Genomic DNA, 16,711 nt, shown 5'->3' with positions numbered 1-16,711 from the left:
CCTCACTCCCTCAGCGCGGTGCCGGTCAGATGGAGGAAGACCGCCTCCAGGTCGGGTTCGTCGATCTCCACGCTGCGGATGTCGACGTGCTGCGCGTGGGCGAGGTCGAGGAGGTCGGGCAACAGGCTGCGCGCGTCCTTGACGACCAGTTCCACCACCTCGCCGTGGTCGCCGGTGCGGGCAGCGCCCTCGACGCGGCCCAGCCGGCCGCAGGCCGCCGCGTACGCGGCGAGGTTGCCGGCGGCGGACAGCCGGACCCGGTCGCGTTCGGCGACCAGCGCCACCAGTGCCCGGGGACTGCCCTCGGCGACGAGCCGGCCGCGGTCGATGATGCCGACCCGGTCGCAGAGCCGCTCGGCCTCCTCCATGTAGTGCGTGGTGTAGAGGACGGCCATGCCCTCCTCGCCGAACCGCGTGACGCTCTCCAGGATCGCGTGCCGGCTCTGCGGGTCGACGCCGACGGTCGGCTCGTCCAGCACCAGCAGCGTCGGTGAATGCACAAGGCCGGCACCGATGTTGAGGCGTCGGCGCATGCCGCCGGACAGCGAGTCCACCCGGTCGCCCGCGCGGTCGCGGAGTTCGATGAGGTCGAGGACCTCGTCGACGCGACGCTCCAGGGCGCGGCGGGAGAGCCGGTACAGACGTCCGAAGAATCGGAGGTTCTCCCGGACGCTGAGGTCCGGGTAGAGGGCCACGTCCTGCGGGACGAAGCCGATGAGCTTCTTGGCCGGTCCGGCGGCCGTGGTCACCGCCAGGCCCGCGACGCGCACCGTCCCGGCGTCGGGGCGCAGCAGCCCGCAGGCCATCCTGATCGTCGTCGTCTTCCCCGCGCCGTTGGGTCCGAGCAGGCCGTACGTCTCGCCGGGCGCGATGCGCAGGCTCACGTCGTCGACGGCGGTGCGCTCGCCGAACCGCCGCACCAGGTGCGCGCAGTCGAGCACGGCGTCCGGGTTGCCCACGGGGGCGTTCATGGCATCACCTCGGGGGACAGAGCGGGATGGGTCAGGGGGCGAGGGAGAAGTAGTTCTCCTCCTCCTGCGTGAAGTGCAGCCGCAGGACGGTGTGCAGCCCGTACAGACAGGCCCGCAGGTCGTCCAGCTGCTCCGGCGTCAGGCGGCCGTCGGGTTCCGCCAGGGCCAGATGCGTGGCGATGCGGTGGGCGAGGCGGTCGATCTCGGCATGGGCACGGCTCATCGGGGCCGTGGCCTCCAGGCCGCCGAGCGTCGGCGCGAGCGCCGGATAGAGCTGGTGCTCCTCGGCGTGCTCGTGCGGCAGCAGCCGCTCGGTGAGCAGCCGGTGCACCTCGGCCACCGCGGCCAGGGACTGCGGGCCCGGGCCGTCGGAAAGACGGTCGGCGGCGGCGCGTACGGCCTCCAGCACGTCCTGGAGGTCGTCGTGTTCGGCGGCGAAGCGATGGATCAGCGTCTCCGCGGACGGGGTGAGCGCCGGCCTGGCCGATCTGTCGTCGCCCAGGGCGCGCAGCGCGTTGAGGATCACCGCGGCGTCGATGCCCTCCTGGAGCAGCGCCCCGACGGCCGGTGTCAGCAGCCCGGCCGCGGCCGCCGCCATCGCAGCGAGCGACAGCAGCATCCCGCCGAGCGCGCTCTGCACGGCGATGCGCCGCGACCGTACGGCGATGGCGACCGCGTCGGCCAGCCGGTCCACCCGGTCGGTGGTCAGCACGATGTCCGCGGCCTCGGAGGACGCGGTGGAGCCGAACGCCCCCATGGCCACGCCGATGTCCGCGGCGGCCAGGGCGGGGGCGTCGTTGGCGCCGTCGCCGACCATCACGGTGACCGCGCGGCGGCGTTCGGTACGCACCACGTCGACCTTGCCGGCCGGGGACAGCCCGGCCCGCACGTCGTCGAGCCCGAGAACGGCACCGACCTCGCGGGCGGGCTCGGCACGGTCACCGGTGAGCATCACCAGTCGCCCGATGCCCGCCGCCCGCAGCCGGCGCAGGGTGCGCGGCGCGTCGGGGCGGAGCGGGTCGCGCAGCAGCACGGCACCGACCGGGCGGGAGTCGACGGTGAGCCAGACGACGGTCGCCCCGTCGAGGAGGGCCCGGTTGTCGGCCGCGCGCGCCCAACCGGGCTTGTCGGCGCGGCCGTCCAGCCGGCCCACGGCCATCCGCCGGCCCGCAACCGTGCCGACGGCGCCGCGGCCCGGCTCCTCCGACACGTCGGCCGGCACCGACAGCCGCAGCCCGCGTTCGCGGGCGGCGTTCACGACGGCCCGGGCGAGGACGTGCGGCGAGTACTGGTCGAGTGAGGCCGCGAGCCGCAGCACCTGGGACGGCTGCCAGCCGGGCGCCGCCACCACGTCGAGCACCCGCGGACGGCCCACGGTGAGGGTGCCGGTCTTGTCGAGCAGCAGGGTGCGGGCGCGTCCGAGGTTCTCCAGCGCGCCGCCGTCGCGGACGACCACGCCGAGCCGTGAGGCCCGCGACAGCCCGGAGACGACGGCCACCGGCGCGGCCAGCAGCAGCGGACACGGCGTGGCGACCACCAGGACCGCCACCGCCCGCACCGCGGAACCGCTCACCAGCCACGCCAGCGCGGCCACCGCCAGGGCCAGCGGCAGGAACCAGGCCGCGTACCGGTCGGCCAGCCGCACCACGGGTGCCGACTCCGCCCCGGCGTGCCGGGCCAGCCGGACGATCTCGGCGTAGGTGCTGTCCTGCGCGGTCGCCGTGGCGCGCAGTTCGAAGGCGCCGCCCGCGTTCACGACACCGCTGCGCACCGGCTCGCCCGGCGGCCGGTGCACCGCGAGGGGCTCGCCGGTGAGCATCGACTCGTCGAGCTCGGCCGCGGCGCCGACCACGCGTCCGTCCACGGGGACGACCTCGCCGGGACCGACGACCAGCAGATCACCGACGACGACCTCGTCGAGTGCCACCATTCGCACATCCGTGCCGGTGCGGCGCCGGGCGGTGCGCGGCGCGTGCTCCAGCAGGGCGCGCAGATCGCGCGAGGCCCGCTGCCGCGCCGCGGCCTCCAGGGTGCGGCCGGTGGCCAGCATCAGCGCGATCAGGGCACCGGCCAGGTACTCGCCCACGGCCAGGGTGCCGCCCAGGGCCAGCACCGCGATCAGGTCCACGCCGGTCTGTCGGCGTCGCAGCGACGCCAGCACCCAGCCCACCGCCGGCACGACGGCGACCACCGTGCCCAGCGCCCAGCACAGGTCGGCGAGTCGGGCGGCACCCGCCAGCCGGAAGATCCCGCCGGCCGCAAGCGCCACGGCCGTGTCGGCGAACAGCATCGCCTCGACGGTCGGCACACCGGACAGGGCCGCTCGCAGCCGGAGCGGCCGGTCGCGCCAAGAGGTGCGGTCCATGACGGCTCTCCCCGGGTCCATCGGAGGTCAGTCGTGCGGCACTACGGCGACCGGGCACGGCATGTGGTGCAGAGCCGCGTGGGCGACGGGCCCGAGCTTCCACGCCAGGTGGGACGGGTGCCGACGACGTCCCACCACGGTCAACCGGCTGTGGGCGGAGGCGGACAGCAGCACCTGGGCCGCGGCGCCCCGGGTGACCCGCGGCACGAGCTCCACGTCCGGGAACTTCTCCCGCCACGGTGCGAGTTCGGCGGCGAGCCGGCCGTGTTCCTCCGCCTGCCAGGCCTCGTCGCCCGGTTCGGTCAGCGCGTGCGGATGCGTCACCAGGGAGGACACCGGCAGTGCCCGAACCGCGAGTACGCGGGTCCCGTGGAGCTGGGCGGCGGTGAGGGCGAACTCCAGCAGTGGAGCGATGGTCGGTCCGTTGTGCTGCATGCCGACGACGATGTCGCCCCGGATCTCCGCGGGCGGCTGCCATCCCTCGGGGACGGTGGGATCACCGGTGCGGACGACCACGGTGGGGCACCGGGCGAGTCCCAGCACGTGCAGGCTGATCGAGCCGAGCAGGAAACCGGCCACCGAGCCGTGGCCGCGGGAGCCCAGCACCATCAGGGACGCCGTCTGTCCGAGGTCCAGCAGGGCCTGGGCCGCCGGCTCGGACACCAGCTCCGTGGTGACGGTGAGGTCCGGGTGGCGATGCAGCAGCTCCGCCTCCATGCGCTGCAGCACCTGACCGCCGTAGCGCTGCTTGCTCAGCGCCTCCTGCGGGACGGGCACGTTCAGCGGCTGGGTGGTCCAGGAGTGGAGCAGCAGCAGCGGGAGGCGCCGGTCCGCGGCCTCGCGGGCGGCCCACCACGCGGCGGTCACGCTCGCGGGCGATCCGTCCAGCCCTACGACGACAGGTCCGGTCATGACGCACCTCCGGTTGTCGGCGCGGCGCCCCGTGCCGACGCTGCCGCGCGCGTGCTCTCCCTCCTTTCAGCGTCCGGGCGCGGCGCCGGGCGGGCGAGGGCCGGATGGGGCGCTCCGGTGGCCCGGACGGCCCTGTGCCCGGCGTGGGCCGGAGGACCAGCCTGGAAGTCGGACACGCGGCGAGGACCGCCCGGCGGTCACGCGCCGGGCGCCCGGCCGTGCGGTGCTGCCCGCGCCGGAGAGTACGCAGAGCACGGAGGAGGGGAGCACGATGAACAGTCCTGTCGTGGTCGGCGTGGACGGTTCACCGTCCGGCCTGACGGCCGTGGCGGTCGCGGCACGCGAGGCCGCGCTGCGCGGCGTGGGGCTCCGGCTGGTGCATGCCTTCGGCTGGCCCTCGGCGCACGTGCCTCCCGCCGTGGCACCCTGGACCCCGGCCGCCCCCGGCCTGCACGAACTGGTCGACGGCACGCTCACCGAGGCCGAGCGCCGGGCCCGCAAAGCCGCGCCCGGGATCGACGTGCGGCGCGAAGTCGTCGTCGGCGAACCGGTGATGGTCCTGGAGAGCGAGTCCCGCACGGCGTCGCTGGCCGTCGTCGGCAGCCGGGGCCGGAGCCGTTTCGGCAGCCTGCTCCTCGGCTCCACCGCGGGGCACCTCGCCGCGCACGCCGCCTGCCCCGTGCTGGTGGTGCGCGGCCGGCCCGACCCGGCCGGCCCGGTGCTCCTCGCCGTCGACGGGTCCCCCGCGTCCCGCGGCGCCGTCGAGTTCGCCTTCGCGCAGGCCTCCCTGCACGGCGTCGACATCGTCGCCGTGCACGTCTGGAACACGCACACCGAACGCGCCTACGACGGTCCCGGCGACCCGCCCTTCGTGACGTACGACGAGGACCGGCTGCGCGACGAGGAGCAGCGGGTGCTCTCCGAAGCGCTGGGCGGACTGCGGGAGAAGTACCCCGACGTCGGCGTCCGTCCCAGGCTGGTGCGCGGCCGCGTCCGGCACAGCCTCATCGAGGCGACCACGGAGGCCGGGCTCCTGGTGCTCGGTGCGCGGGGCCACGGCGGATTCGCCGGGCTGCTCCTCGGCTCGGTCAGTCAGGCCCTGCTCCACCACGCCGACTGCCCGGTCGCCGTCGTGCGGTCGGCGGAGGAGCGGCCGTGAGCGCCCCCTCGACCGTCCCGGCCCTCCCCGAGGTCCACCAACTGGACGTCGCGGAAGCGGCCGCCCGCCTGCGGGTGGAACCGGCGACGGGTCTGAGCGCGCGCGAGGTCACCGAACGCGCCGCCGTCTTCGGGCCGAACCGGCTGGCCGAACCCGCCCGGCGGCCCGAATGGCTGAAGTTCCTCGACCAGTTCCGCAACTGGCTCATCGGCATCCTGCTCATCGCCGCCGTCGTCGCCGGGGCCATCGGGGACATCAAGGACGCCCTCGTCATCACCGTCGTCCTGCAGATCAACGCCGTCCTCGGCTACCTCCAGGAACGGCGCGCCGAGCGCAGCCTGGAGGCGCTGCGCCGGATGCTCGTGCCGACCGCCCGGGTCCGCCGCGACGGCGCGGAACGGATCGTCGAGGCGGACACCCTCGTCCCCGGTGACGTGGTGCTGCTGGAGGCGGGCGACCGGGTGCCGGCCGACGGACGGCTGACCGTCGCCGAGTCCGTCGAGGTCGCCGAGGCGGCCCTGACCGGCGAGTCCCAGCCGGTCGCCAAGAGCACCGCCGCGACCGGCCCGGTGCCCCTCGCGGAGCGCACCGGCATGCTGTTCATGAACACGGCCGTCACCCGGGGTCGCGCCGAGATGGTCGTCACGGCCACTGGCATGCGCACCCAACTCGGCGCGATCGCGGAGGCGTTGCGCACCGGGCCCGAACCGGCGAGTCCCCTTCAGATCCAACTGGACAGCCTGGGGCGCCGCTTGGCGCTGCTCAGCGGCATCGCCGTCGCTCTCTACGTGCTCGTCGCCCTCGTCGAGGGCGAGTCGCTCGCCGACCTCGCGCTGCGGGCCGTGGCCCTGGCCGTCGCCGCGATCCCCGAGGGCCTGCCCGCCGTGCTGGCGCTCACCCTCGCCCTCGGCGTGCACCGGATGGCCCGCCGCGGGGCCATCGTCAAACGCCTGGCGTCCGTGGAGTCGCTCGGCTCGGCGACGGTCGTGTGCAGCGACAAGACCGGCACACTGACACTCAACGAGATGACCGTACGGGCCCTGTGGACGGCCGGTCGGCTCCACGAGGTGACCGGCGAGGGGTACGGCACCCAGGGCACCGTCCGTGGTGCCGAGGGCCGCGCCGGCCGGCTCCTCGACGCGATCCTGCCGTTCGCCCTGTGCAACGACGCCCGCCTCACCGGCGACGGCTACGTCGGCGACCCCACGGAGGCCGCGCTCGTCGTCCTCGCCGCGAAGGCGGGCATGGACGCGGACGGACTGCGGGCCGAGCTGCCGCGCACCGGTGAGCTGCCCTTCGACGCGGCCACGAAGTTCATGGCCACCTTCCACACCGGCCCCGAGGGCCGCACCCGCGTCCAGGTCAAGGGTGCCGTGGACGTCCTGCTGGAACGCTGCACCGAGATCCTCACCGAGGACGGCGTGCGCCCGCTGGACGCCGGTCAGCGGGCCAGGGTCCTGGCCGTCACCACCGAGCTCGGCGGCTCGGGCCTGCGCGTGCTCGGCGCGGCCACCGCGCTCACCGACGGCCCGCCGGACGCGACGGCACTGCCGCCGCTGACCCTGGTGTCGGTCGCCGGGATCGCCGACCCGCCGCGCCCCCAGGCCCGGGACGCGATGGCGCTGTGCCGCTCGGCGGGCGTCGCCGTGAAGATGGTCACCGGCGACCACGCCGACACCGCGGCCGCGATCGCCCGCGAACTGGACATCACCGGGGAGGTCGTCACCGGCGCCGAGCTGGACCGTATGACGGAGGAGGAGCTCGCCGCGCGCATCGACGGCATCGGCGTCTTCGCCCGGGTCGCCCCGGAGCACAAGGTCGTGATCGTGCGGGCCCTGTCGAGCCGCGGGCACATCGTCGCCATGACCGGCGACGGCGTCAACGACGCCGCCGCGCTGCGGGCCGCCCACATCGGCGTGGCGATGGGGCGCGCGGGCACGGACGTGGCCAAGGAGGCCGCCGACGTGGTCCTCACCGACGACGACTTCTCCACCATCGTGCGGGCCGTCCGTGAGGGGCGGGCCATCTACGACAACATCGTCAAGTTCGTCCGCTTCCAGCTCGCCACCAACATCGGCGCCATCCTGACCCTGCTCGGCGCCTCGCTGGCGGGCCTGCCCGCCCCGCTGACCGCGGCCCAGCTGCTGTGGATCAACATCATCATGGACGGGCCGCCCGCGATGGCCCTGGCCGTCGACCCGGCCCGCGACGACGTGATGCGGCATCCGCCGCGCGACCCGGGGGAGCGCATCCTGGACGTCCGTCGCCTCACGGCCATCACCCGGGCCGGTGCCGTCATGGCCCTCGGCACGGTGGGGCTGCTCGCCCTGGCCCGCGACCGGGTCGGCACGGACACCGCGCTGACCATGGCCTTCACCACGTTCGTGCTGTTCCAGCTCTTCAACTCGCTGTGCGCCCGCGCGGACGACGGCCCCCTGCTGGGCCGCCACCAGCTGCGCAACCGCACCTTGTGGCTGTGCCTGGCCGGCATGCTCGCCGTGCAGGTCGTCGCCGTCCACGCGGCGTGGGCGCGCTCGGTGTTCGGCACGGTCCCGCTGGACGCGGGGCAGTGGGCGCTGTGCCTGGCGACGGCGGCGACGGTGCTGCCGGTGGAGCTGGCGGCACGGGTGGCGCGGCGGCTGGCGGGGCGTGGCTGAGAGAGCGGTCGGTCAGCGGGCCGGGTGGTCCTCCGCCGCCTCCGGATGCTCCAGATGGGTGGCGAGGACCGCCGCCTGCACCCGCCGCTGGACACCGAGCTTGGCCAGCAGCCGGGAGATGTGGTTCTTGACGGTCTTCTCCGACAGGTACAGCCGCTTGCCGATCTCCCGGTTGGTCAGTCCGTCGCCGATCAACGCGAGGATCTCCCGCTCGCGTGGGGACAGTCCCGCCAGCTCGGGCGGCTCCGCCGGGGCCTCGACGGGCTCGGTGCGCAGCGAACGCATCAGGCGGGCCGTGGTCGCGGGATCGAGCATCGACTGCCCGGTGGCGACGGTGCGCACGGCGGACACCAGGTCCGAGCCTTTGATCTGCTTGAGGACGTAGCCGGACGCGCCGGCCATGATCGCGTCGAGCAGGGCTTCTTCGTCGTCGAACGACGTCAGCATCAGCACCGCGAGCTCCGGCATCCGGCTGCGCAGCTCGCGGCAGACGGTGATGCCGTCGCCGTCCGGCAGGCGTACGTCGAGAACGGCCACGTGCGGCCGTACGGCCGGGGCGCGGACCAGGGCGTGTTCGGCGTTCGCGGCGTCGCCGACGACGGAGATGTCCGGCTCGGCGTCCAGCATGTCCGCCACGCCGCGCCGGACGACCTCGTGGTCATCGAGGAGGAAGACACGGATCGGGTCCTGTGCCGAAAAGGTGCGTACCTCGGTCATGTCGACCCCTGGTTTCCCGGTGAGTGACGGACTGCGGGGTGTCCCGTGCCAACGATCGTCACCCGTCGGGGCCGACTGCACCAGGGCCGACCGGCCCCAGTCGCGCGCAGGATCAGTGAAGATCCGCTTGCTCACCGTGGTCGAGCCGGAACTCGATGTCCACGACCCCCTCCACCGCGCGGACCAACCGCGCCGCCACCGGGACCAGGGACGTGTCACGGACCCGGCCGCCCAGCCGCACGACACCGTCGCGGACCTCGACGCGCACCGCGTCCGCCTGGGTCGGGAACAGATAGGCGACGACCTCCCGCCGCACCTCCTCCGCGATGTCCTCGTCGCCGCGCAGGAACACCTTGAGCAGATCGGCCCGGCTGACGATCCCGGTCGGCCGGCCCTCGGCGTCGACGACCGGCAGCCGCTTGACCCTGGCCCGCGCCATCGTCCGTGCCGCCTGGGCGAGCGTCACGTCGGGCGTGACGGTCAGGGCGGGGGAGGTCATCAGCTCGCCGGCCGTGACCGAACCGGCCTTCGCCAGGTCGGCCAGCCGGCGCAACTGGGTGTACCGGTCGGGGTCGCTGTCGCGGAACTCCTCCTTCGGCAGCAGATCGGCCTCGGAGACCACCCCGACGATCCGGCCGCGGCCGTCCACCACGGGCAGCGCGCTGACCTTGCGGTCCTGCATGGTCCGCACGATGTCCTTGAAGGCGGCGCCGCGATCCACGCAGGCCACGTCGCGCGTCATGACGTCACTGACGATGTGCGGTGTTCCGGGCACGGTGACTCCTTGGTACGAGATCGGTACGGGACTCGGGTCAGCGCAGTCCGCCGCTGCCATAGGGGGCGTACAGGTCGAGCAGCCGGGTACGGGCCGCCTGCAGGCGATGGGCGACGACCTCGGCGACCCACCGGGCGATCGTCCGGCCGAACTCGGGGTCGTCCTCGCACATCCGGCGCACGGCGGCCGCGTCGAACTCGTACGCCCGCAGCGGCGACGATGTGCCGGCGCCCAGGTGCCAGACGTACGGCGGGAACAGCCAGGACCAGCCGACGAGTTCGTTGTGTCCCAGGGACTCGATGACCGCGGCCCGCCGGCCCGGCACCCGGATGTCCAGGTCGACCGTTCCGGTGCGGACGATCCAGAAACGGTCGGCGTGAGAGCCCTCCTCGAAGAGCCGGACGCCCTCGGGGAAGGAGACCTCACGGCCGATCCGCATCAGGCGCTCGCGGTGTGCGGCAGGCAGCGCCCGCGGCATGCTCGTCGTTGCGGGTGCGTTCATGGCGTGCCTCCAGAGGGTCGCGTGCCGCACGGACCCGGGGACGGGGAGCCACGGGCGTCCGGGACGGCATACGGAGCTACCACCACCAGCGTGGACGTCCGGACACGCCCCGGCCATGGGCCACCCGGCCCCGCCCCAGGGCCGGCCGGCGGTGCGTCGATGCCCTTCAGCACCCTGCGTACGGGGTACGGGACGTCGTTCGATGGGGACCAGCTCCAGCGGCCCCGGATCGAGGAGTCCAGCCATGCGCATCGTCGTCGCCCTCGGCGGCAACGCCCTGCTCCGCCGCGGCGACCGGCCGGACGCGGACGTCCAGCGGGCGAACGTCGTCCGCGTCGCCACCGCCGTCGCGGCCCTCGCCCATGAACACGACCTCGTCATCACCCACGGCAACACCCCCCAGCTGGGGCTACTGGCCCACGAGAGCGTGGCGAACCGGTCGCTCGCCGCGCCCTACCCGCTGGACCTGCTCGGCGCCCAGACCCAAGGCCTGATCGGCACCCTCCTGGTGCGCGGCCTGCGCGACGCGCTGCCCGGGCGCCGGGTCGTCGCCCTGCTCACCCACACTCAGGTGCGAGGCGACGACCCGGCCTTCGAGCGGCCCACGGAACCCGTCGGACCGGCCTACCCGGACAAGATCGCCGACTTCCTGGCGGCCGAGCACGGCTGGGTCATGGCCAGGACGCGGGGCGGCCGACGCCGGATGGTCCCGGCACCGCAGCCCGAGCGAGTTCTGGAGTGCGACTCGGTCCGGGTGCTGCTGGAGACGGGCAGTGTGGTGGTGTGCGCGGGCGGTGGCGGCGTACCCGTCGTCTCCGACGGGGCCACCGGAGCGCTGCGCGGCGTGGAGGCGGTCGTCGACAAGGACCTCGCCGCCGCCCGGCTCGCCGAGGACGTGAAGGCCGACTTCCTGCTCGTCCTCACCGACGTCCCCAACGTCTACGCCGGACACGGCACCCCCGACCGGCGGCCGGTGCTCGACGTCACCCCCGCCGAACTCCGTGCCGCCGCCTACGACCCCGCCACCATGGGGCCGAAGGCGGAGGCCGCCGCCCGGTTCGTGGAGCACACCGGTCAACTGGCCGCGATCGGGGCGCTGGACGCGGCGTACGAGATCGTGCACGGTCGCTCGGGGACGCTGGTGCGGCCCGATCTGCCGGGCGCCTGACCGGGCTTCAGCGCGCGGCCGACCAGGCCCGGTACGCCGCCACCGCCGTCGGCAGCGTCGGGAAGATCAGCTGTCGGCCCACCGACTCGACGAGCCCGTACGCCTCCAGGTCGTCCAGCAGATCCTGCTTCACCCGGGCCAGGGCGAACACGACGCCGCGGCGGGTGAGTTCGCGCCGCAGGTCGTCGACCGCGTCGAGGGCGGTGATGTCGACCTCGACGTTCGCCTCCGTGTTGAGGACGAACCAGCGGACCGGCTCGGCCTGTTCGTCGACGGCTGCCAGGGCGCGGCGGTGGAAGTCCTGGGCGTTGGCGAAGAACAGCGGGGAGTCGTAGCGGTAGATGAGCAGCCCGGGGATGGTGCGGGCCGAGGGGTAGTCGTCCACGTCGTGCATGCCGGCCACGCCGGGCACCAGCCCCTCCACCGCGTCGTGCGGCCGGGCCACCCGGCTGAGCAGCTCGGCGACCGACAGACCGACGGCGACCAGCACGCCGTACAGCAGGTCCAGCGTGAGCACACCGGCCAGGCAGCCGAGCGCCAGCAGCAGTTCGCGGCGGCGGAAGGAGGCGAGGCGGGCGAAGCCGGCCAGGTCCGTCATGCGGACCGCGGCGTAGGCGACGAGCGCGCCGAGCACCGCCGACGGGGTGCGGGCCAGCAGCGGGCTGAGGAACAGCAGCACGGCGAGCACCGCTACGCCGGCCACCAGGGAGTACGCCGGGCTGCGGGCGCCCGCAGAGGAGGCGAGCGCGGTACGGCTGGCGCTGCTGCTGACCGGGAAGCCCCGCAGAAAGCCGGAGCCCAGGTTGACCGCGCCCAGCGCGAGGAACTCCTGGTCGGCGTCGAGCCCCGGCCCACTGTCGTCGCGGGGGTCGAAGGCGCGGGCGGTGAGGATGAAGTCCGTGTAGGCGACCAGCAGGACACCCAGGGCGGGCAGCACCAGCCGTGGCAGCTCGGTGAGGTCGGGAGCCGCGACGGAGGGCAGGCCCGAGGGGACCTCGCCGATCACCTTCAGGCCGTGGGTGTGGTCGAGGTCGAACACGGCCACGGTCGCGGTGCCGAGGACCACCGCGAGCAGCGGACCGGGGACCGTGCGGAACAGGCGTGCCACCGTGAACAGGAACGCGAGCGCGACGGCGGAGAAGATCGTGGTGGCCGGGTCGAGCTGCTTCAAGTGGCTGAAGAAGGACCAGAGTTGGGGGAAGAAGCCCTCGCCCGAGGTGTCGACGCCCGTCAGCTTCGGCAGCTGGTCCACGATCATGATCAGGGCCACGCCCGCCAAGTACCCGATGAGGACCGGGCGGGACAGCAGATCGGCGACGAAACCCAGGCGCAGCAGCCGGGCCGCCAGACACAGCAGGCCGACCGTCACCGCGAGCGTCGCGGCCAGCGTGGCGTAACGGTCCGGGTCCGCGCCCGCGAGGGGTGCCACCACGGTCGCCGTCATCAGCGCGGTCGTCGACTCCGGGCCCACCGACAGCAGGCGTGACGACCCCAGCACCGCGTACAGGCCGAGGGCGGGCAGGATCGCCCACAGCCCGGCCACCGGCGGCAGCCCGGCCACGCCCGCGTACGCCATCACCTGGGGCACGAGATAGGCCGCCACGGTGACCCCGGCCAGCAGGTCTCCGCGCCACCAGGCCCGGCGATAGCCCGCGAGCGCGGCCAGTCCGGGCGTGAGACGGCGCCATCGCGGGGCGCGTCCGCCCGAGCCGTGTGACATGCGGTTCCCTTCGCCGGCTGCCTTCAGATTCGGCGACGGTACGCCCTGCGGCAAAGGGTCCTTCAGACCCCCGCCCGAGGGTGGGCCGTTCGGCCCCGCGCGGGGACCTGCGGCCCCTGCTGCACCGGCGTCACCAGGCGCGACGCTGAACACAGACACCGACAGGAGGCAGAACTCATGGTGCGCACCGTTGTCGCAGGTCTCGACGGCTCCTCCGAGAGCCGGGCCGCCGCCGAATGGGCGGCCCGCGAGGCGAGGCTGCGCGGCCTGCCGTTGAAGATCGTCAATGTCTGGGAGCCCGTCCCGGACCCCATGGCCCAGGCCCCGCTCCTCGGCGCGGAGACCCAGCAGCACTGGAGCGAGCGCATTCCCCGCGAGGCCGCCGAGGGACTGCGGCTGCGGCACCCCGGTGTCGAGGTGACCGTGGAGCAGCTGACCGGCGGCGCGGCCGAGGTGCTCACCAAGGCCGCCGAGGACGCCGAACTGCTCGTCCTCGGCTCACGCGGGCTGAGCGGACTCGGCGGATTCCTGGTGGGCTCCGTCGGCCTGTCCGTCATCGCCCACGCCGAACGGCCCGTCGTCCTGGTCCGCGCCGGGGAACAGGCCGCCGACGAGCACGAGGCGGACCCGGTCGGCATCCCCTCGGCCGCCACCCCCTTCAAGCCGGTGGTCCTCGGACTGGATCCGCACAGCCCCGACGACACCGTCATCGGCTTCGCCTTCGAGACGGCCGCCCGGCGCGGTACCGGCCTGCGGGCCGTGTACGGCTGGAACCTGCCGCCGTACTACGTCTACGGCCTGTCCGCCGACCCGTATCTGCACGACGAGATCACACGTCAGCAAGCCGCGGCCCTGGCCGAGGCGCTCAAGCCCTGGCGGCAGAAGTACCCGGACGTCGAGGTCACCGAGGCACCCGCCTCCGGCAGCCCCGGCAACCGGCTGGTGGACGCCGCCCGGGACGCCAGCCTGGTCGTCGTCGGCCGCCGCATCCGGCGCAGCGCCCTCGGGGCCCATGTCGGGCCCGTCGTGCATGCCGTCCTGCACCACGCCACCGCGCCTGTCGCCGTGGTCGCCCACAACTGACGTCACCAACAGAGGAGTTGACCCCATGAAGGCAGCCGTCGTACGGGCCTTCGGCGAGCCCCTGGTCATCGAGGAGCGCCCCGACCCCGCACCCGGCCCCGGACAGGTCCGCATCCGGGTCGAGGCCTCCGGGCTGTGCCACACCGACATCCACGCCGCGCACGGCGACTGGCCCGTCAAACCCAGCCCCCCGTTCGTGCCCGGGCACGAGGGTGTCGGCATCGTCGAGGAACTCGGCGCCGGCGTCGCCCACCTGAGCCTCGGACAGCGGGTCGCGGTGCCGTGGCTCGGCAAGGCCTGCGGGCGGTGCGAGCACTGCCTGTCCGGCTGGGAGACGCTGTGCGAGCAGCAGATCAACACCGGGTACGGCTGCGACGGCGGCTACGCCGAGAAGATGCTCGCCTGGGCCGACTTCGCCCAGCCGGTGCCCGACGGCGTCAGCGCCGTCGACGCCGCCCCGCTGACCTGCGCGGGCGTGACGACGTACAAGGCGCTCAAGGTCGCGGGAGTGCGCCCGAGCCAGCTGGTCGCGATCTCCGGCGTCGGCGGACTCGGTCATCTCGCCGTGCAGTACGCGAAGATCGCCGGTGCCACCGTCGCCGCGATCGACGTCACCGACGACAAGCTCGAACTCGCCGCGGAACTCGGTGCCGACCTCGTCATCGACGCCCGCAAGCAGGACGTCGCCGAGGTCCTCAAGGAACACGGCGGGGCCCACGCGGCGATCGCCCTCGCCGTGAACGAGGCCGCCTTCACGGCAGTCAACGCCGGGCTGCGGCGCGGCGGGAAGCTCGTCATGGTCGCGCTGCCCGCGCACGGCACGATCCAGGTCCCGATCTTCGACACCGTCCTGAACGGGACGAGCGTGATCGGCTCCATCGTCGGCACCCGGCAGGACCTCGCCGAGGTGTTCGACCTGCACGCGGCCGGCCGCACGAAGGTCATCAGCGAGACCCGGCCGCTGTCGTCCGTCAACGAGTCGATCGAGGACGTCCTGCGCGGCCAGGTCAAGGCCCGCATCGTCTTCGACCTCGCCCTGGGGAGGTGAACGTGATGGAACTGCCCGTCGTCGTAGGCGTCGACGGCTCCGAACCGAGCCTGCGCGCCGCGGACTGGGCGGCCGACGAGGCCGCGCTGCGAGGAGTGCCGCTGCGGGTGGTGTACGCCTGCCGGTGGGACCGCTACGAGGGCGCCGCCCTCGCCCATGACCTCGGCAAGCCCGACGCCGAGGTGCTGCCGCAGGACGTCGTCGCCGGCGCCGCCCGACGCGCCCGCAGTCGGCAGCCCGAGCTGAAGGTGACCACCGACGTCGTCTTCGAAGAACCCGAGTACACCCTCGTGCACGAGGGCCGCAACGCCTCCGTGCTGGTCGTGGGCACCCGCGGCCGCAGCGGCATCGCCGAAGCGCTGCTCGGGTCGGTCAGCCTGACGGTCGCCGCCCACGCCCACTGCCCGGTCATCGTGCTGCGCGGCAACCACGACACCAAGGCCGCGCACGGCACCCACGGCCGCGTCGTCGTGGGCATCGGCGAGGACCCCGACGAGGCGGCGGCCGTCCGGCGGTTCGCCTACGAGGAGGCCCGGCGGCGCGGGGTGGTCCTGGACGCCGTGAAGGCCTGGCGATGCCCCGCGCACGAGACCACCGACCACCCCCTGCTGGCCGACGCCCCCGCCCGGCTGCACGCGGAGGAGGCCGAGAAGTCCCTGACCGAGGCCCTGCGCGACGCCCCGCCGGACGTCGAGGTACGTCCCCGCACGCTGGAGGGCCCCGCCCACCACGTCCTGGTGACCACCTCGCACGGCGCCGACCTGCTGGTGGTGGGCGCGAAGCGACGCAAAGGCCACCTCGGCCTGCAACTCGGCCGGGTCGCCCACGCCGCCCTGCACCACTCGGCGTGCCCGGTGGCGGTCGTACCGCATCCGGCGTGAACAGCACCGGTACCGCGCGATCCCGGGCTCCGGCCCGCGGACCGCGCGGCGGGCACCCGGGTCACGAGGAGAGTTCGGCGCGCCACGGCCGTGGCCACTCGCCGGCCGGGGGAGGAGCCCCCGCAATGCCCAGATCACACCGGGCGCACGCGTAGAAGGCGTCCTGCGCGGCGCTCGCCTGTCCGAGGGCGAGGGTCCAGTCCTGCGGGGTCGCACACCCTTCCCGCACCAGCAACTCGATCGTCCACACCATTTCGTGCCAACGCCGCGCGGCCGCGATGGTGGCGGCGTCCCCGATCAGCAGCACCGACTCCCTCCCCCACTGCCCAAAAGGCGTGGGAGGTGCCCCCACGCCGTCCGCCGCGACTCCGCCTCCGCGAGTTGCGGCAGCCCCTCGGCCGGCGGCAGGGGATCGGCGACGTCGGGATACCCCAGGGCCGCGCCGATCCGCTGGGCGATGCGCAGTTGCGCCTTGAGGACGTTGCCGTAGGAGCCGTAGATCTCGAAGCGTTTCTCGTCCCACCGTTCCTCGCGCTGCCGCTTCCACTTCCTGCGCTCGGTGAGGCTCTGCGCCGCGTACGACCCCACCGAGCCGACGACCACGCCGAGCAGTGCCGGCAGTTGATCCATGAGCGGCATCGTCCCCCCTGTCATCCACCCCGCCCGTGCTTGCCCCGGAGCCCCTACCCACCCTTCGGGCCGGTCCCTCCCATGAGGGCCGACCGGCCCAGCGGAGCCGCCCGGGCGGCCCAT

General features: G+C 74.1%; 15 protein-coding genes. 6 read left to right on the top strand and 9 right to left on the bottom strand.

Features of this window, described 5'->3' with window-relative positions:
• Nucleotides 1–2: 2 nt before the first annotated feature.
• From EJC51_RS04745 to EJC51_RS04735, 3 genes are read right to left on the bottom strand one after another with little or no spacing between them, the layout of a single operon-like run.
• On the bottom strand, nucleotides 3–971 hold the full coding sequence (locus EJC51_RS04745) for an ABC transporter ATP-binding protein (protein WP_126269844.1): 969 nt from the start codon (nucleotides 969–971) through the stop codon (nucleotides 3–5).
• Between the two features lie 31 nt (nucleotides 972–1,002).
• The gene (locus EJC51_RS04740) at nucleotides 1,003–3,336 is read right to left on the bottom strand and encodes a heavy metal translocating P-type ATPase (RefSeq protein ID WP_208870687.1); all 2,334 of its coding nucleotides are present in this window, start codon (nucleotides 3,334–3,336) and stop codon (nucleotides 1,003–1,005) included.
• Between the two features lie 27 nt (nucleotides 3,337–3,363).
• Complete coding sequence (locus EJC51_RS04735) at nucleotides 3,364–4,248, bottom strand: universal stress protein (RefSeq protein WP_126269843.1); 885 nt, start codon at nucleotides 4,246–4,248, stop codon at nucleotides 3,364–3,366.
• 271 nt (nucleotides 4,249–4,519) lie between these two features.
• On the opposite strand from EJC51_RS04735, the gene EJC51_RS04730 reads away from it, so the two are divergent.
• Entirely contained in the window at nucleotides 4,520–5,407 is an 888-nt protein-coding gene (locus tag EJC51_RS04730) for a universal stress protein (protein ID WP_126269842.1), read from the top strand.
• A complete protein-coding gene (locus EJC51_RS04725; RefSeq protein WP_126269841.1) occupies nucleotides 5,404–8,064 on the top strand; it encodes a cation-translocating P-type ATPase in 2,661 nt (886 codons plus the stop codon). The genes EJC51_RS04730 and EJC51_RS04725 overlap by 4 nt, the downstream gene beginning before the upstream one ends.
• A 12-nt stretch (nucleotides 8,065–8,076) precedes the next feature.
• Here EJC51_RS04725 and EJC51_RS04720 read toward each other — a convergent pair whose 3' ends face one another.
• The 3 genes from EJC51_RS04720 to EJC51_RS04710 all read right to left on the bottom strand — a co-directional run bounded on the left by EJC51_RS04720 (nucleotide 8,077) and on the right by EJC51_RS04710 (nucleotide 10,058).
• Entirely contained in the window at nucleotides 8,077–8,781 is a 705-nt protein-coding gene (locus tag EJC51_RS04720; RefSeq protein ID WP_126269840.1) for a response regulator, read from the bottom strand.
• Between the two features lie 112 nt (nucleotides 8,782–8,893).
• Nucleotides 8,894–9,556, bottom strand: coding sequence for a CBS domain-containing protein (locus tag EJC51_RS04715; RefSeq protein ID WP_126269839.1), 663 nt, complete (start codon nucleotides 9,554–9,556; stop codon nucleotides 8,894–8,896).
• A 37-nt stretch (nucleotides 9,557–9,593) separates the two neighbouring features.
• Nucleotides 9,594–10,058 carry a cyclic nucleotide-binding domain-containing protein gene (locus EJC51_RS04710; protein WP_126269838.1) on the bottom strand — a complete coding sequence of 155 codons (465 nt, stop codon included), beginning with the start codon at nucleotides 10,056–10,058 and terminating at the stop codon, nucleotides 9,594–9,596.
• 244 nt (nucleotides 10,059–10,302) lie between these two features.
• Between EJC51_RS04710 and EJC51_RS04705 the strand changes: the two genes are divergently transcribed.
• Nucleotides 10,303–11,226, top strand: coding sequence for a carbamate kinase (locus EJC51_RS04705; RefSeq protein WP_126269837.1), 924 nt, complete (start codon nucleotides 10,303–10,305; stop codon nucleotides 11,224–11,226).
• Nucleotides 11,227–11,233: 7 nt separating this feature from the next.
• Here EJC51_RS04705 and EJC51_RS04700 read toward each other — a convergent pair whose 3' ends face one another.
• Nucleotides 11,234–12,946 carry a SulP family inorganic anion transporter gene (locus EJC51_RS04700; protein WP_126269836.1) on the bottom strand — a complete coding sequence of 571 codons (1,713 nt, stop codon included), beginning with the start codon at nucleotides 12,944–12,946 and terminating at the stop codon, nucleotides 11,234–11,236.
• Nucleotides 12,947–13,123: 177 nt separating this feature from the next.
• Here EJC51_RS04700 and EJC51_RS04695 point away from each other — a divergent pair, with 177 nt between their 5' ends.
• Genes EJC51_RS04695 through EJC51_RS04685 form a run of 3 tightly spaced genes read left to right on the top strand, consistent with a single transcriptional unit; the run spans nucleotide 13,124 to nucleotide 15,958 of the window.
• Nucleotides 13,124–14,029 (top strand): universal stress protein, encoded by a 906-nt coding sequence (locus EJC51_RS04695; RefSeq protein ID WP_126269835.1) that lies wholly within the window; start codon nucleotides 13,124–13,126, stop codon nucleotides 14,027–14,029.
• A 25-nt stretch (nucleotides 14,030–14,054) separates the two neighbouring features.
• Nucleotides 14,055–15,077 (top strand): zinc-dependent alcohol dehydrogenase, encoded by a 1,023-nt coding sequence (locus EJC51_RS04690; RefSeq protein ID WP_126269834.1) that lies wholly within the window; start codon nucleotides 14,055–14,057, stop codon nucleotides 15,075–15,077.
• A gap of 5 nt (nucleotides 15,078–15,082) precedes the next feature.
• Nucleotides 15,083–15,958: a universal stress protein gene (locus EJC51_RS04685; RefSeq protein ID WP_126269833.1), complete on the top strand. Its 876-nt coding sequence runs from the start codon at nucleotides 15,083–15,085 to the stop codon at nucleotides 15,956–15,958.
• A gap of 61 nt (nucleotides 15,959–16,019) precedes the next feature.
• Here EJC51_RS04685 and EJC51_RS04680 read toward each other — a convergent pair whose 3' ends face one another.
• Entirely contained in the window at nucleotides 16,020–16,265 is a 246-nt protein-coding gene (locus tag EJC51_RS04680; RefSeq protein ID WP_126269832.1) for a hypothetical protein, read from the bottom strand.
• Nucleotides 16,256–16,588: a hypothetical protein gene (locus tag EJC51_RS04675; protein ID WP_126269831.1), complete on the bottom strand. Its 333-nt coding sequence runs from the start codon at nucleotides 16,586–16,588 to the stop codon at nucleotides 16,256–16,258. Before EJC51_RS04675 ends, EJC51_RS04680 begins: the two co-directional genes overlap by 10 nt.
• Between the last annotated feature and the right edge of the window lie 123 nt (nucleotides 16,589–16,711).

It is taken from the genome of Streptomyces aquilus, assembly GCF_003955715.1.
Lineage (GTDB): Bacteria > Actinomycetota > Actinomycetes > Streptomycetales > Streptomycetaceae > Streptomyces > Streptomyces aquilus.
Note: the sequence above shows the minus strand (reverse complement) of the source record. Positions and strands in the feature narration are given on the sequence as shown.